At 35.0% G+C, this 16,058-nt stretch carries 13 protein-coding genes; 3 read left to right on the plus strand and 10 right to left on the minus strand.

What is annotated here, in order from left to right:
* The first annotated feature begins 150 nt into the window (after positions 1-150).
* Together KI430_RS09885 and bglX are read left to right on the plus strand one after the other, a co-directional pair.
* Positions 151-1,125, plus strand: a complete 975-nt coding sequence (locus tag KI430_RS09885; RefSeq protein WP_248874387.1) for a zinc metalloprotease — start codon at positions 151-153, stop codon at positions 1,123-1,125.
* A gap of 134 nt (positions 1,126-1,259) precedes the next feature.
* On the plus strand, positions 1,260-3,482 hold the full coding sequence (gene bglX / locus KI430_RS09890; protein WP_248874389.1) for a beta-glucosidase BglX: 2,223 nt from the start codon (positions 1,260-1,262) through the stop codon (positions 3,480-3,482).
* A gap of 130 nt (positions 3,483-3,612) precedes the next feature.
* Here the strand turns inward: bglX and KI430_RS09895 are convergent, their stop codons facing one another.
* The 7 genes from KI430_RS09895 to folK all read right to left on the minus strand — a co-directional run bounded on the left by KI430_RS09895 (position 3,613) and on the right by folK (position 11,480).
* Positions 3,613-4,443 (minus strand): endonuclease/exonuclease/phosphatase family protein, encoded by an 831-nt coding sequence (locus KI430_RS09895; protein WP_248874391.1) that lies wholly within the window; start codon positions 4,441-4,443, stop codon positions 3,613-3,615.
* A gap of 32 nt (positions 4,444-4,475) precedes the next feature.
* Positions 4,476-5,057, minus strand: a complete 582-nt coding sequence (gene nudK / locus KI430_RS09900) for a GDP-mannose pyrophosphatase NudK (protein WP_248874393.1) — start codon at positions 5,055-5,057, stop codon at positions 4,476-4,478.
* 6 nt (positions 5,058-5,063) lie between these two features.
* Positions 5,064-6,014 carry a methionyl-tRNA formyltransferase gene (fmt, locus tag KI430_RS09905; RefSeq protein WP_248874395.1) on the minus strand — a complete coding sequence of 317 codons (951 nt, stop codon included), beginning with the start codon at positions 6,012-6,014 and terminating at the stop codon, positions 5,064-5,066.
* A 185-nt stretch (positions 6,015-6,199) separates the two neighbouring features.
* Entirely contained in the window at positions 6,200-8,101 is a 1,902-nt protein-coding gene (locus KI430_RS09910) for an ATP-dependent DNA helicase RecQ (protein ID WP_248874397.1), read from the minus strand.
* Positions 8,102-8,180: 79 nt separating this feature from the next.
* Positions 8,181-9,614 (minus strand): OmpA family protein, encoded by a 1,434-nt coding sequence (locus KI430_RS09915; RefSeq protein WP_248874399.1) that lies wholly within the window; start codon positions 9,612-9,614, stop codon positions 8,181-8,183.
* Positions 9,615-9,641: 27 nt separating this feature from the next.
* A complete protein-coding gene (locus KI430_RS09920; RefSeq protein ID WP_248874400.1) occupies positions 9,642-11,063 on the minus strand; it encodes an OmpA family protein in 1,422 nt (473 codons plus the stop codon).
* A 21-nt stretch (positions 11,064-11,084) separates the two neighbouring features.
* Positions 11,085-11,480 carry a 2-amino-4-hydroxy-6-hydroxymethyldihydropteridine diphosphokinase gene (gene folK / locus KI430_RS09925; RefSeq protein WP_317231427.1) on the minus strand — a complete coding sequence of 132 codons (396 nt, stop codon included), beginning with the start codon at positions 11,478-11,480 and terminating at the stop codon, positions 11,085-11,087.
* 43 nt (positions 11,481-11,523) lie between these two features.
* Between folK and sppA the strand changes: the two genes are divergently transcribed.
* On the plus strand, positions 11,524-13,269 hold the full coding sequence (gene sppA / locus KI430_RS09930) for a signal peptide peptidase SppA (protein WP_248874404.1): 1,746 nt from the start codon (positions 11,524-11,526) through the stop codon (positions 13,267-13,269).
* A 226-nt stretch (positions 13,270-13,495) separates the two neighbouring features.
* On the opposite strand, the gene KI430_RS09935 is transcribed toward sppA, so the two are convergent.
* From KI430_RS09935 to rlmD, 3 genes are read right to left on the minus strand one after another with little or no spacing between them, the layout of a single operon-like run.
* The gene (locus tag KI430_RS09935; RefSeq protein WP_248874406.1) at positions 13,496-14,164 is read right to left on the minus strand and encodes a DUF6048 family protein; all 669 of its coding nucleotides are present in this window, start codon (positions 14,162-14,164) and stop codon (positions 13,496-13,498) included.
* Entirely contained in the window at positions 14,130-14,612 is a 483-nt protein-coding gene (locus KI430_RS09940) for a DUF6452 family protein (protein ID WP_248874409.1), read from the minus strand. Before KI430_RS09940 ends, KI430_RS09935 begins: the two co-directional genes overlap by 35 nt.
* 34 nt (positions 14,613-14,646) lie before the next feature.
* Positions 14,647-16,053, minus strand: coding sequence for a 23S rRNA (uracil(1939)-C(5))-methyltransferase RlmD (rlmD, locus tag KI430_RS09945; protein WP_248874411.1), 1,407 nt, complete (start codon positions 16,051-16,053; stop codon positions 14,647-14,649).
* Between the last annotated feature and the right edge of the window lie 5 nt (positions 16,054-16,058).

The following is a 16,058-nucleotide window of genomic DNA, read 5'->3' on the forward strand; positions in this document are numbered from 1 at the left end:
CTCATTTTCAGCAAATAAAATCAATCCAAACAAACGATTAATTAAATATTATTCAATACATTTAATTAATTTCTAAATATTTTTTAAAAAAAATAAATAATTAATGCAAAAAATATATACATTTGATTAAAATTTTAAAAATATAACCCCATGAAGAAAACTTTTTTTTACCTAGCTACAGCCATTGCATTGACTGCCTGTACTCAAAACTCTGAAACCGAAACTTTGGCAGAGGAAAATTCTACAACCACCGTAGCCGCAAGAAGGTCTTGTCCTTCTGAAGAAATCAGACAACAATTACTAAGTACAGATGCCAGTGCGAGAGCAAGATACGCTAAAATAGAAGCGGGACTTCAATCTTTTATTACTTCGGGAAAGGTTTTAGCAGATGGTTCCGTAGATATTCCGGTTGTAGTTAATGTATTGTACAAGTCATCTGCAGAAAATATTTCTGATGCGAGAATTGCTGAACAAATTGCTATTCTTAATGCTGATTTTGCAGGAACTAATACGGATGCGACTAAAATCCCCACAGAATTCTCAGGAATTAAAGCTGGTGATACTCAGGTGAGATTTCATCTTGTAAAAACCGTAAGAAAAGCTACCACTAAAACAAAATGGGGCACTAATGATGCTATGAAAAAATCATCTTCGGGTGGAATTGATGCAACTAGTCCATCTAATTATTTCAATCTTTGGGTTGTTGGAAATATGGGTGGAATTCTTGGATATGCAACATTTCCAGAATCTGCAGGACTTTGGAACGATGGTGTTGTAATCGCAGCGCCCTATTTTGGAAAAACTGGTGCTACAGCGCCTTATAATCTTGGGAGAACCGCAACACACGAAGTTGGACATTATCTTAACTTAAGACATATCTGGGGCGATGCATCTTGTGGAAATGATCTCGTTGCTGATACACCGACACAAACTGGTGCTAATTATGGAAAACCAACCTATCCATTATATAACACTTGCAGCGGAACTTCTAGATCTGTAATGTTTATGAATTATATGGATTACGTGGATGATGCTGCGATGTTTATGTTCTCTGCTGGTCAGAAAGCAAGATCTCAATCTGTATTGACTTCCAGTGGAGCCAGATCTGGTTTAAGAGTATACTAACTAACTATTTAATTATTTCAAGCTGTTTTCACCTTTTGGTAAAAACAGCTTTTTTGTTTTAAATATCGTTATTAATGAATTAAATATTAATTTTACAAATATTAATTTCTCAAAAAGAGACAAAAAGTTTTCTCATGAAAAAATACTTCCTTTCCTTCTTGTTTTTAATTTTAGCGACTAGCATTTCTGCCCAGAAAAACATAGAGCAAAAAGTCAATGAACTGATTTCTAAAATGACTCTGGAAGAAAAAGCCGGACAACTCGTACAATATAGCGGCTTCGAATATGCGACAGGGCCACAAAACTCTAACTCAAAAAAAGTTTTGGAAGAAATCAAACAAGGAAAAGTCGGTTCTATGCTGAATGTCACAGGCGCAGAAGAAACCAGAGCGTTCCAAAAATTAGCTTTAGAATCCAGATTGAAAATCCCATTGATATTCGGGCAAGATGTGATTCACGGCTTCAGAACGACTTTTCCTGTCAATCTTGGTCAGGCAGCAAGCTGGGATTTGGAAATGATAGAAAAGTCGGAAAGAATCGCAGCGATAGAAGCATCCGCATACGGCATCCAATGGACATTTGCACCAATGGTAGACATCGCAAGAGACCCAAGATGGGGACGTGTAATGGAAGGCTCAGGTGAAGATACTTATCTCGGAACTAAAATCGGATTAGCGAGAATCAGGGGTTTCCAGGGAAAAGGTTTGGGAAATATTGATGCGATAATGGCGTGCGCAAAACATTTCGCAGCTTACGGCGCTGCAGTTGGTGGTAGAGATTACAATTCTGTTGATATGAGTTTGAGACAACTCAATGAAACATATCTACCTCCTTTCAAAGCCGCGGCTGAAGCTGGTGTCGCCACTTTTATGAATTCCTTCAACGATATTAATGGAATTCCTGCAACGGCTAACAAATATATTTTACGAGATTTATTAAAAGGGAAATGGAACTTCAATGGTTTTGTGGTTTCCGATTGGGGAAGTATCGGCGAAATGATAAAGCACGGCTATGCCAAAGACAATGCTGAAGCTGGAGAAAAAGCCATTCTTGCCGGAAGCGATATGGATATGGAAAGCAGAATCTATATGGAACAACTTCCAAAACTCGTAAAAGAAGGAAAAGTGGATATCAAATTTGTGGATGATGCTGTTAGAAGAATTTTAATCAAGAAATTCGAATTGGGCTTGTTTGATGATCCATACAGATTTTCAAATAATGACAGACAAAAACAACAAACCAACAATCTTGAGAACAGAAAATTTGGAAGAGAATTTGGTGCTAAAAGTGTTGTTCTTCTGAAGAATGAAAAGAAACTTCTTCCACTTTCAAAATCTACAAAAACAGTTGCATTGATTGGTCCTTTTGGAAAAGATGCGGTTGCGATGCACGGATTTTGGTCTGTTCCTTTCAAAGATGATGCGCAAAGAATCGTGACTCAGTTTGATGGTATCAAAAATCAATTAGACAAAAACTCAACTTTACTTTACGCCAAAGGTTGTAATGAAAATGACCAGGACAAATCGATGTTTGCAGAAGCCATCGAAACAGCTAAAAAAGCAGATGTCGTGATAATGACGCTTGGCGAAGGACACGCAATGAGTGGCGAAGCGAAAAGCCGAAGCAATATCCATTTCTCGGGCGTTCAGGAAGATTTATTAAAAGAAATTGCTAAAACCGGAAAACCAATTGTATTAATTATTAATGCAGGAAGACCTTTGGTTTTTGATTGGGCGGCGGATAATATTTCGACAATTATTTACAGCTGGTGGTTAGGAACTGAAGCTGGAAATTCTATCGCAGACATTTTATTTGGAAATGTAAATCCAAGTGGAAAACTGCCAATGACATTCCCTAGAACAGAAGGTCAAATCCCTGTTTATTACAACCATTACAATACAGGAAGACCAGCTGAAAAATCAACAGATAGAAACTATGTTTCCGCTTATATCGATTTGAATAACGACCCGAAATTTCCTTTTGGATTCGGATTGAATTATACTGATTTTAAATATTCTAATTTCAATCTGAGTTCTGAAAATCTTAAAGGTGACCAAACTTTAACCATCAATGTGAATGTGGCCAATACAGGAAATTTTGACGGAGAAGAAGTTGTTCAGTTATACATCCGCGACTTATTTGGAAAAGTTGTTAGACCGATTAAAGAATTGAAAGGTTTCCAAAAGATATTCCTGAAAAAAGGAGAAAACAAAACTGTGACTTTCAAATTAACCCCAGAAGATTTGAAATTCTACGATGACGAACTTAATTATGATTGGGAAGCCGGCGAATTTGAAATAATGGTCGGGACTAATTCCAGCGATGTGATGACAAAGAAGATTGTTTGGAATAAATAAGCCTTCTTTATTATTAAAAAACCTTGCAGACTTTGCAAATCAAGTAGATTTTTTCTAAAATGAATCTGCAAAATCTGCTTCATTTGCGAGACAAAAAACAAAATCCTCTTTCAGAGAGGATTTTTTATGCTTATTTCTTAAACTTAATATCCGCTAAAATCGGAAAATGGTCAGACGGATAAAGCAAATTTTCGCGTCGGTCATTAATTGTTCTATTGGACAACACATCAAAACCTTTTACGAAAATATAATCAATTCTCTCTTTCGGAACTGTGTTGACATCAAATGCAGTGAACGTTCCAATTGGTCCATAATGTGGCTTTTTGGAATGGTAAAAAGCATTATCCAAAGACTTCGAAATAATTTTAATCGGTTCCGAATCATCCGTCAAATTGAAATCTCCTGTCAAAGTTAATGGAAGATTTTTTGGATTGAGTTCTTTGACTTTTTCAAGAATCAGTTTTGCAGAATTTACTCTTGCAACATCGCCAACGTGGTCGAAATGCAGGTTCATTGCCAAAAATTGTTTCCCAGTTTTTTTGATTTTGAAAAACGCATAAGTACAAACCCTGTTGTAAGCCGCATCCCAGCCTTTTGAAGGTTTTTCCGGTGTTTCGCTTAACCAGAATGTTCCGGATTTGGTAACTTCCAGTTTATTCTTGTCATAGAAAATCGCCGAATATTCGCCTTGATTTTTTCCGTCGTCTCTTCCAACGCCAACGTAATCATAATCTTTAAGTGTTGTTTTGATATCTGTCATTTGCTGTGGAACCGCTTCCTGAACGCCGAAATAATCCGGATGATAATAATTCATTAGGGCCAAAGCATCTTCTTTTCTTTTATCCCAAGAATTTTCCTTGTCACTTTCCAAAGACAGTCGGATGTTGTAAGTCATTACTTTCAAATCCTGGGAAAAGAAAAGGTTAGACGACAATAATAATCCGAAAAATAATTTCTTCATTTTAAATTTTTATAATTGAATTGATTTTAAATCTATAAAATATTTTTTATTCTCAAGTGCTGAAGCAACATAATCGTTTTAGCATCTTTGATTTCACCCGAGTCAATCATTTCAAGTGCTTTCTCGATGTAAAGTTCCAAAACTTCTATTTCTTCCTGCTCTTCTTCCAGCCCGCCTCCGTCATTGATTTTCATCGATTTGGAATATTCTGCGATGAAGAAATAAAGAATCTCCGTTACCGAACCTGGAGACATATAAACTTCGAACACTTTTTTGATGTCCGAAATTTCATAGCCCAACTCCTCCTCCGTTTCTCTTTTGATGCAATCTTCCGGATTATCTTTGTCTAAAAGTCCAGCACAAGCTTCTATCATCATTCCGTCTTCATTGCCATTGATATAAGTTGGTAAACGAAATTGTTTTGTTAAGATTACAGTTTTCGATTTTTTGTTATAAAGTAAAATTGTTGCACCATTTCCTCTGTCATAAGCTTCTCTGCTTTGGGTTTCCAGCGTTCCGTCTTTTTTCTGATATTCAAAAGTGACTTTGTTAAGCGTGTACCAATTATCAGATAAGATTTCTGTTTTTAAAATCTTGACTTTGTTATTTTGCATTGAATTTTATTTTTTATAATCCTCAAAATTCTGAATTCCATTAAGGAAATCTTTGACAGGCATTCTTTTCTTTCCTTGGATTTGAACATCTTCAGGATAATAAATGCCGTCTTTTGTATAGAATTTGAATTCGGTTTTAGAAATATCAAAAGCGCCAGCTTCTCTCGAATGTGATCTTAATTCGAAATGTCCTTTGAAAATTTTCAATGATTTTTCCTCTTCTCCGATTTTCAAAATAGTGAAAGCCGTTGGATAAGGCGACATTCCTCTCACGAAATTATGAATCGTTTCAGAACTTTGATTCCAATCGATTTTTAGATTTTCTTTAAAGATTTTGTAAGCTGTTTTTGGATTTTGTTTTTCAGGCTGAGGTTTCTCCGTGATGGAATTTTCAGCTAATCCGTCCAAAGTTTTAATCACCAAATCTGCACCGATTATCATCAATTTATCGTGCAAAGTTCCCGCATTATCTTCCGGTAAAACTTCGGTTTCTGCTTGGAGAAGAATATTTCCTTCATCAATTTTTTCATTGATGAAAAACGTCGTTACACCTGACTTGGTTTCGCCATTAATCACCGCATAATTGATTGGCGCTGCACCTCGATAATCCGGCAGCAACGAGCCGTGCAGATTGAATGTCCCTAATTTGGGAATCGAAAACAAAACCTGAGGCATCATTCTGAAAGCGACTACGACAAAAACATCAGCATTGAGATTTCGGAGTGATTCTAAAAATTCCGGATTTCTAAGTTTTTCCGGCTGGAAAAGGTTGAGGTTATTTTCTTCTGCGAAAACTTTCACAGGAGAAGGTGTGAGTTTCATTCCTCTCCCACTCGCTTTGTCAGCCGCTGTTACAACACCGACAACCTTGTGATGAGATTTGAATATCGCTTCCAAAGAAGCTTTTGCAAAATCGGGAGTTCCGAAAAAAACGACATTAAGAGATTTCGTCTGCATTGATTTTATAATTGATGATTTATTAAAACTGAATATTTGTATGTTTTCTCAACCACAAAAGTCACATAAGATTTTCATTCACTACTCTTTTTTAAAGAAGAAAAAAGCAATAATTATTTCTTTTTGCTCAATAGAATTTTATTTAATAATTTCTTTTGTAACTTTTGTGGTTATTATTTAATGCTTCAACTATTTAACATATAAGTTTTATAGTTCAACATTTTTACTTTACCGATGTCCAAAAGGAAAATCAAGGTTTCTGAAATGGATTCTTTGGAATAAAAATTGAGACTCGCAGCCATCTCGTCCAAAGACATCGGCCGGTTCGACAATTGCTGAGCAATATCGGATGACAAGGTTCTCTTGGAGTTGGTTCTCTTTCTGCAAACCGAACATTTTCCGCAATTTTCAGCATCTCGCTCACCAAAATAACTAAGAATCAATTTCATTTTACAGAAATCAGAATCCTGGATATAGAATTTGTTTTCTTCCCATTTTCTGAGTTTATTTTTCTGAATATTATGGAAAAGCGACCAATACTCTCCGGACAAATGCCGGTCATTCCGAGGCTTTAAAAACCTGATAGAATGGAGACTTCCGTCAAGATATTCCAAATGTCCCGCTTTCTGCAACTGCAATAGTTTTTGTTTGAAATTCTGAAGGTCCATTCCGTTTTTTTTGCAAAAAGCCACGTCACTGAAATGCACTTTATGAATCGATAATCCAGGCAAATTCCTAAATAACAACTCCATAAAATAAGCATCTGAAGAAGCCAATTGTTCCAACTCATCTGACTGAACAAAACTCTGAATCGTAGACGCTGAGATATTATTTTTATAATAAATCAGTTCCTGATTGTTCAGAAACGTCAGAATATTTTTGATTTTCGCAGTGGATAATTTCGTCAGATTCTTGATTTTATTAAGGTCAAGCTGGAAGGTTTTTTCCGGCAAATCGTTATCTCCAATTTGGAAAATTGAATAGAGATAAGTCAATATTTTCTCGTATTCAGTTTTGTTTGGAATTTGGTTTTTGAATGTATTATCGATGTTCGTCAATTCCTGTTCGTTCCAAAGCATTAATGCTAATGCTTCTTCTCCATTTCGTCCAGCTCGACCAATCTCTTGGTAATAATTTTCAATCGTAGAAGAAGGCGACAAATGGATCACAAATCGCACATTGTCCTTATCAATTCCCATCCCAAAAGCGTTGGTGGAAACTAAAACGTGAAACTGACTACTAATCCACTTCTTCTGAAGTTTTTCTTTTTCATTTAAAGGTAATCCAGCGTGAAAAAAATCTACGTTTTGGAATTTGTTATTTTTAAGGAAATAAGTTAAATCTTCCGCTTCTTTTCTGGTTCTCGTATATATAATTCCGGAAGAGGGATTTTGTCTCAGAAATTCTAAAATCCTGTTATACTTATTGGAAGTATTTTCAACAATGATGTTGAGATTATCTCTTTTGAAACTTTGCTTATAAACCTGAGGTTGATGAAGTCCTAATTTATTAACAATTTCATCAACCACTTGATTGGTTGCAGTAGCTGTCAAAGCCAGACAAGGTACATTCTTGAATTCCTGTCTGAATTTTTTGATGTTCTGGTAACTTGGACGGAAATCTGAACCCCATTCTGAAATACAATGCGCCTCATCAACAGCAATAAATGAAACCTCAATCTCCTGAATATTTCTTAAAAATAATTGATTCTGTAATCTTTCGGGAGAAATGTAAAGAATTTTAATCAATCCATCTTTGCATCTATTATAAACAGATTCTTCTTCGAATTCGTCTAATTCTGAACTCAGTAACTCTGCTTCAATTCCTATAGATTGTAAAGCATCAATCTGATCTCGCATCAATGCTAAAAGTGGAGATACAACAATGCAAGTTCCTTCTAACACAATAGCAGGTAATTGATAGCAAAGAGATTTCCCTCCACCTGTAGGCAAAAGCGCTAATGTATCTTTACCATTAACAATTGAAAGAATAATATTCTTTTGAGAAGACCGAAATTCATCATACCCCCAAAATTGTTTGAGTGTTTTGTGAATTAATCTGTCTTGTGATTCTGTAGAAGAAAGCATTTGTAAATTTAATCAATTCCTGAACATAAAAAAACCGTTTCGCAATAAACGAAACGGTTTTAATTTATATCAATATATTTTATTTAGCTTCAAAATATACTCTTCTGTTCGCTCTGTTTTTCCATTCAGGGCATTTTTCAGCTGGTTCACATTCTGGATAAAGAAGATCTTTCTCTCCTCTTCCGATAGACTCCAATTTTGCTTTATCAGCTCCGTTTTTGATTAGATAATCTTTTACGTTGTTAGCTCTTCTTTCAGAAAGCTTTTGGTTATACTCATCAGACGATCTTGTATCTGTTCCTCCAATTACTTTGAAATTAGAATTAGAAGCGTTGATATAATTAATCGCTTGAGTCAAGATTGGTGTATTAGAAGGTAAAATTCTGTCAGAATTCAAATCAAATTCAATTCCTTTCATAATTCTTTCCCCATCTGTAACAACTCCAGTAGTTGTATTAGAAGGATAAGGACAGCCTTGATTTTCTACTGGTCCTGGAACCGTAACACATTTGTCATAAAGATCAATTACACCATCCAAATCTACATCTAAAGCGACACCAGCTCCATCTACTCTAGCACCAGCAGGCGTATCTAATTGTCTGTCCCAATCATCGCAAACGCCATCATTATCTACATCTCCTTTTTTACAAACTTCAAGATCTTGAGTTTTATCGTTAAGAACATCTAACTTGTAATAAATTTCTTGCAAAGGATCATGCCACATCAAGTGAGATTCGTGTTTTCCAAGTTTGAAGGTAATACCTAAAGTTCCGTTGAAGAAATTATCAGAAATTTGATCTTCTGTTAAGTTGTAGCCATTTTGACCAACTCCAGCTCCATCAAATTCATCATCACCAGTAACAACATACATCAATCTACCTTCGATATCGAATCTGTTATTAATTTTAAATTTAAGACCAGCTCCTGCTTGACCGAATAATGATCCTATCTTGAAAGGTTTTGATTCAAAATTAAGAGTTTGGTTGTAAGGACCTGGATCTTGTCTATATGATTTATAGGCTAAAGTACCAATACCTGCATAACCATGTAACGCCCATCTAAAAGGAGATTTGTTATCTACTCTTCTTAGGAGGTTAGAAAAATTAACATCTCCTAAGATTGATATTGCATTATATTGTGTTCTACCAGCAGTTTGTCTATCGCCTAAAGTTACGTGATCTTTTGTATTTGCATAACCTTGTCTTGTTTCTCCTCTGTCATACTGCAAATTTAATCCGAATGCGTGCGTAATAGCTTTATCAATACTGATATAGGCTGAGTATCCAAAAAGATTTTTACCGTTTCCATTTTTTATAGAGGTCATATCAGCAGACTGAATCAAAGGTACACCTGCACCAACCGATATAGACCAATCATTGAATCTTTTTGATTCTTGAGTAAATGGAGAAACATTCTGAGATCCAGAGTTAGCATCTGTCGATACCTTCTGACCTGCTAAACTCATAGGTAACAATAATCCTATTGCTACTAATGATAATAAATTTTGTTTCATATTTTAAATGTTTTTTTTCTAGTTTATTTATTTTGCAACGAAATATACTCTTCTGTTAGCTTCATTCTTCCACTCCGGACATTTTGTTGCCGGATCACATTCTGTATATTTCAAATCTTCTTTTCCTCTTCCTTCAGCAGTAAGAACATTTGCAGAAACACCTTTATTTACAAGATAATTTAAGACTGCGTTTGCTCTAGCCTGAGATAATTTTTTATTGTATTCTATAGAACCTCTACTATCTGTAGCTCCAACTACAATAAACTTGCTATCACCTCCTAAAGTTTTTATTATATCAGCTGCATTATTAAGATCAGAGAAAGATTTAGGTCTGATAACATCTTTATTCAGCTCAAATTCGATTCCATTAAAATATTTATTAATCTCATCAATAGCTACTTCTTTAGCTGGTAAAACCTGAGGTGTACTTTCTATAGGACATCCATTATTTTGGATTGGTCCAGGAACAGTGACACATTTGTCATTCAGGTCTATAACACCATCCAGATCAGTATCTAAAGCAACACCAGCACCATCAACTCTCGCTCCTGCCGGTGTATCCAATTGTCTATCCCAATCGTCACAAACACCATCATTATCCTGATCACCTTTTTCACAAACATTGAAGTCTTTGAATTGCTCTTCCAAAGCAGCAGTTTTTGCATATGCACCCTGTAAAGGATCCACCCAACGAAGGTGATCTTGGTGTTTACCTAATTTGAATGACAAGCCTAAGTTAAATAACCAAGCATTATCAGAATAAGTATCATTAATCAAATTATATCCAGGAAGTTCTGATCTTGTCCATCCGCCACCATCAAATTCTTCGTCCCCGCTGATAAGATATAAAGCTCGTAGTTCAATATCTAACAATCTGGAAATGTTATATTTCAACCCTACACCTCCTATATATGTAAAAGTTGCGATATTCATTTTTTGCTCTATATACAGAGGCCATTTGCTTAACCTATCATTATCCTGCAAAAAGGTTTTGTATCCTGTAAAACCAATACCTGCATAACCATGCAGAGCCCAGCGGAATGGCGATTTGTTATCAGTCCTTCTCATTAGGTTTGAGAAGTTGATGTCTCCCAACAAAGCAATTTGGTCAAACTTTGTATTACCATTTGCAACTCCAGCTGCATCATTTAAATGAGCTTTCTGTTTAGTCTGACCTCTGGTATACAACAATGATAGTCCAAATGTGTGGCTGATTTGTTTGTCCAAACTGACATAGCCATTCCAACCCCAATTGATTTTTCCGTCATAAAAAGACGTGATATCGGCATTTGCCATAAAAGCAGCACCACCACCAACAGAAACAGACCAATCTTTAAAAAGTCGGCTTTTGTTATTAAATGGTTGAGTTTCGGGCTTAGTATTACCGTCATTAGTCTGTGCCAGACCTAAAAATGGTAAAAATAAGAAGAGTAATAGTTTTTTCTTCATAGTCATCTGTGTTATAAAAACCTATCTCAGTTCGTTAATAATCCTTTTGGCAAAATCTCTTTCATAGAGATTCTTGTAATGAGGAATAATTAATCGCTTCGAAATAAATTTTATATTGTTATATAATATTATATCAATGTCTATAATTCTATCCTGATAAGCACCAAAATCAGCAGAATCGATTGTACGACCCATATCTCTTTCAATACTTTTAAGCTCAGAGAGTAACCTTATAGGTGAAAAATGTGTTTTTAATTTAATTGCAATATTACAAAAATTATTATAACTTTCAAATTCTACAGGTTTTGTTATTATTAATTCAGATTTAATTAATATTGCACCCGCTTGATTTTCTATTTTTTCAAGGGCAATCTCGATGTTTTTTTCCGGATTATTTATATTACTTCCAAGTAACAAAATGACATCATTGTACGACATATAGACCAAATAATATAATTAGATGAAAAGTTTTTTCAAATTAGTTTTAGCAAATTTAACTGCAATTTTCATTGTGACAGCGGGTTTGTTCCTGTTTTTTATTGGATTCATTATTCTATCATCATTATCAGGCGATACAGATGTGAAATCAAATTCTGTTCTGACTCTCGATTTAAAAACAAAAATAATTGATAGTCCTTCTGAAGATCAGGAAGAAATTTTTGCCTTCAAAACAGAAGAAACGCCGGTTTTGCTTTATGATGTTTTAAAAGCTATAGAAAATGCAAAGACTGATAAAAAAATAAAAGGAATTAGTTTAGAAATGGATAACATCAATGCTGGGATGACTCAGCTGGATGATATCAGAAATGCACTAAAGGATTTCAAGAAAAGTGGAAAGTTTGTTTATGCATACGGGAATGCAGTTTCTCAAGGTGCTTACTATCTGGGTTCCGTTGCTGACAAATATTATCTAAACCCTGCAGGATTGATTGAACTAAAAGGTCTTTCTACAGAAGTAACATTCTTCAAGAATTTTGCTGAAAAATATGGAATTGGAATTCAGGTAATTCGTCACGGGAAATTCAAGGCAGCGGTTGAACCATTTTTAAGAGATGAAATTTCACCTGAAAATAAAGAACAATTATCGACTTTATTAAATGATATTTGGTCTAATACTTCAACAAAAATCGCTAACTCAAGAAATATTCCTGTAGCTGAACTCAATACAATTACAGATAGCCTTTACAGCTACTTGCCGAATTTGAGCCTTAAATACAAACTAGCAGATCAGCTCATTCAAAAATCTGAATACGATAACATCATCAAGAAAAAACTGAATATCGATACAGATAAAAAACTGAATAAAATCTCCTTTGCCAAGTATTCTCAATCTTTAGAATCTGATAATAGTGGTAAAAAAATCGCAATTCTTTATGCTTCTGGAGCGATCTATAACGGAAAAGGTTATGACGGAATCTATTCTGAAAACTTCGTAAAAGAAATCAAAAAACTTCAGAAAGATGATGATGTGAAAGCAGTGGTTTTCAGAATCAATTCTCCTGGAGGAAGTGCTAATGCTTCTGACGAGATTCTTTTTGAAATGCAACAATTGAAAAGAAAAAAGCCGGTTGTAGTTTCTTTCGGAGATTACGCAGCATCCGGAGGTTACTATATTGCGATGGGAGCTGATAAAATTTTCTCTGAACCTAATACTTTAACGGGTTCGATTGGAGTTTTTGGAGTCGTGCCTTATTTCAAAGAATTGGCTGAGAAAAACGGAATCAGAAGTGATGTCGTCTCTACCAATGCCAACTCTAATATGATTTCGGCCATCAACGGATTAACGCCTGGTACATTGAATATAATGACCAGAAGTGTAGAAGCTACGTACCAGAGATTTGTCCATTTTGTAACTGTGAACAGAAAAAAATCTTTTGAACAAATCGATGCTATTGGTGGCGGAAGAATTTGGTCTGGTATTCGTGCGAAAGAAATTGGCTTGGTAGATGAACTGGGATCTTTACAAGATGCGATTAACTTTGCGGCAAAATCTGCTAATCTAAAAACTTATGGCGTTGCTACTTATCCTGCGAAAGTTTCAAAATTCGAGCAAATATTTTCTGCTGAGACTGAGGAGGATTTCTCTACAAGAATGATTAAAAACAAAATCGGGAAAGAGAACTTCAAGATTTTCCAGCACATCACAAATCCTGATACCAAATCTGCTGTAATGATGGAAATGCCATATAATATAAAAATACAATAATGATAAAGAAGATAATTTCAAATTATTGGATATTTTTAAATCTTGGAGCCATGCTCTCTCTTGTTTATTTACTAAAATCCAATACAAAACTTTTTATATTTTATATCGCAATAGGCAGTTTAATAATCGGATTTATTTTATATTTATTTAAAAGAAAAAATCAAACCACTAATTAATAAAAAAACGCCACAAATAAATTGTGGCGTTTTTTTATGTTTATACATATTTAAAACTTATATGCAATACTCCAGCTAAAGCCCATTGTGAAACTACCTGAACTTCTTCCAAAACCCGGAACAATCATTGGTTCTATCTCGTCTTGTTTGGTAGTATAAGCTAAATACCGAGGCTGTAAATTCACATCTATGAAGAAGTTACTTTCAAAAACCTGAACCTTTGCGCCCAAAATGGCTTCTATCCAATAACTGCTTTGTGTAGAAGGATCAAAAGCTATGGTTACACCTTCATTATTCAAACCTTTTACTGGAATTGCCATATATTCCTGATTATAGAAACTACCTGCCAATTTTCCGCCAGCATAGAAACCGTTCAAATCATTTTCCGGATCCATAGATAACATATAATATCCTCCAACTTTAGCAAAAATCCCATCTGCTTTTGCATCATAGCCATTCTTCTGGTAAACATTTTTGTCGTAACCCAAATCTATAACAGCGTGAACTCTTTTGTTGATCCTGCTTGAGACATAGCCTTGAAATAACTTTCTATCACTGAAGAAGCCAATTCCAAGATTCAGTACATCTACACCTACGGTTAGGTTGGGTTTATATTGCCATTTAATCGAATCTGACTTTTTTTCTTCTGCTTTATTCTGAGAAAAAGTAGAGATACAAAACAGACTAAAAACGAAGATAAAAATTGATTCTAGTTTCATCAGTTAATGAAGTATGATTGGATTCGACATTTTGTACAGGATTACTTTCCAAAAGCTCGGCATTCAGGTTTTCATAATTAATTTTATAACCACACGCAGGAGAAACATAAATGGCTTTTGTCGTATAGTTAATCCTTAGCTTACTTCTAGGCCCTTCTTTTCTTGTTCTAAAATAAATATCAGTATAAGGAGAGGCATCCACTCGCATCGGAACAAAAATAGAATCCACATTGGCTTGGGCAGTAATGATATTGGTTAAATCGGCTTTTCCATAATCTACATCTACGTAAAGTGTATCGATGGCTGTTAATTGATTGCTATCGGTATTTGGAACTTTGAACTTAAATTTAAGTCTTGGCGTAGAATCAGCACTCAGACAGATATCATCATCTCCTCCACAACTTGTGAGAAGTAATAAAAATCCGAAAAACAATATTAAATTCTTCATTATCTGATGTTAGAATTTAGAATAAAATTAAATCTTATTTTTTGATTAACAAAGCAATATTCTCTACGTGGTGCGTTTGTGGAAACATATCAACCGGAAGAATTTTCACCAAATCATAATCATCTTTCATCAATGCAATATCTCTGGCTTGTGTTGCAGAATTACAGCTTACGTAAACGATTCTTTCTGGAGCTAACTTCAGGATTTGCTCTACCACTTTCTGATGCATCCCGTCTCTTGGTGGATCAGTAATCAAAACATCAGCTTTTGGATGGTTAGCTAGAAACTCATCATTGAAGACGTTTTTCATATCACCAGCATAAAAAGTTGTATTGTTAAGACCATTGAGCTCTGCGTGTTCGATAGCTGCATCAATAGCTTCCTGCACAGCTTCGATTCCGATAACGTGCTTGGCATTTCTCGCTACATATTGCGCAATCGTTCCAGTTCCTGTATAAAGATCGTATACAACTTGGTCACCAGTTAATTCAGCAAACTCCAATGTTTTTCTGTAAAGCTCTAAAGCCTGACGGTAATTGGTCTGGAAGAAAGATTTTGGTCCGATCTTAAATTTAAGTCCATCCATTTCTTCATAAAGAAAACCTTCACCAAAATAAGTTTGGATATCCAAATCGTAGATGCTATCATTTCCTTTTGGATTGATGGCAAATACAAGCGTTTTGATTTTTGGGAATTGGCTTAAAAGAAAATCGAATAGTTGGATTCTCTCGGCTTTCATTTCCTTAAATAATTGGAAAAGAACCATCCATTCACCTTTAGAATTCTGGCGCATCATCAATGTTCTCAAGAAACCTTCCTGAGCTTTCACATCATAAAATTCCAAACCGTTTTCAACTGCATATTTTTTTACAGCCAAACGGATTTGGTTTGATGGATCTTCTTGTAGGAAACATTCTTTCAAATCAAGAATCTTACTCCACATCCCAGGAATATGGAATCCTAAAGCATCTCTATTTCCAAAATTTTCTTCCGAACTAATTTCATATTGAGTCAACCAACGTGCATTGGAAAAAGAAAACTCCATTTTGTTTCTGTAGAAATATTGCTCTTCTGAACCCAAAATTGGAATAATATCAAATCCGGAAACACCTCCGATTCTTGTAATATTATTTACAACTTCATTATGTTTGAAATCTAGTTGTTTCTCATAAGCAATATTTTGCCATTTGCAACCACCGCAAGTTCCGAAATGGATACACTTTGGTTCAACTCGATCTTCAGAATATTCTAAAATATCTACAGCTTCGCCTTCGTAATAATTGCTTTTCGCTTTCTTGACTCTAACATTTACCAAATCTCCGGGAACTGCTCCGGAAACCAAAACGGTTTTTCCTTCAGCAGTCTTACCAACAGAAACTCCTTTCGCACCTGCAGAAAGGAGTTTGATATTTTCAAGAATCAGATTCTTTTTTCTCTTCATCTAAT

The organism is Epilithonimonas zeae, from assembly GCF_023278365.1.
GTDB lineage: Bacteria > Bacteroidota > Bacteroidia > Flavobacteriales > Weeksellaceae > Epilithonimonas > Epilithonimonas zeae_A.

Coding starts and splice junctions, on each gene's coding strand:
- KI430_RS09885 (WP_248874387.1), top strand. CDS start 151: ATGAAGAAAACTTTTTTTTACCTAGCTACAGCCATTGCATTGACTGCC.
- sppA (WP_248874404.1), top strand. CDS start 11,524: ATGAAAAGTTTTTTCAAATTAGTTTTAGCAAATTTAACTGCAATTTTC.
- KI430_RS09935 (WP_248874406.1), bottom strand. CDS start 14,164: ATGAAACTAGAATCAATTTTTATCTTCGTTTTTAGTCTGTTTTGTATC.
- KI430_RS09895 (WP_248874391.1), bottom strand. CDS start 4,443: ATGAAGAAATTATTTTTCGGATTATTATTGTCGTCTAACCTTTTCTTT.
- nudK (WP_248874393.1), bottom strand. CDS start 5,057: ATGCAAAATAACAAAGTCAAGATTTTAAAAACAGAAATCTTATCTGAT.
- rlmD (WP_248874411.1), bottom strand. CDS start 16,053: ATGAAGAGAAAAAAGAATCTGATTCTTGAAAATATCAAACTCCTTTCT.
- KI430_RS09910 (WP_248874397.1), bottom strand. CDS start 8,101: ATGCTTTCTTCTACAGAATCACAAGACAGATTAATTCACAAAACACTC.
- KI430_RS09920 (WP_248874400.1), bottom strand. CDS start 11,063: ATGAAGAAAAAACTATTACTCTTCTTATTTTTACCATTTTTAGGTCTG.
- KI430_RS09940 (WP_248874409.1), bottom strand. CDS start 14,612: ATGAAGAATTTAATATTGTTTTTCGGATTTTTATTACTTCTCACAAGT.
- fmt (WP_248874395.1), bottom strand. CDS start 6,014: ATGCAGACGAAATCTCTTAATGTCGTTTTTTTCGGAACTCCCGATTTT.
- bglX (WP_248874389.1), top strand. CDS start 1,260: ATGAAAAAATACTTCCTTTCCTTCTTGTTTTTAATTTTAGCGACTAGC.
- KI430_RS09915 (WP_248874399.1), bottom strand. CDS start 9,614: ATGAAACAAAATTTATTATCATTAGTAGCAATAGGATTATTGTTACCT.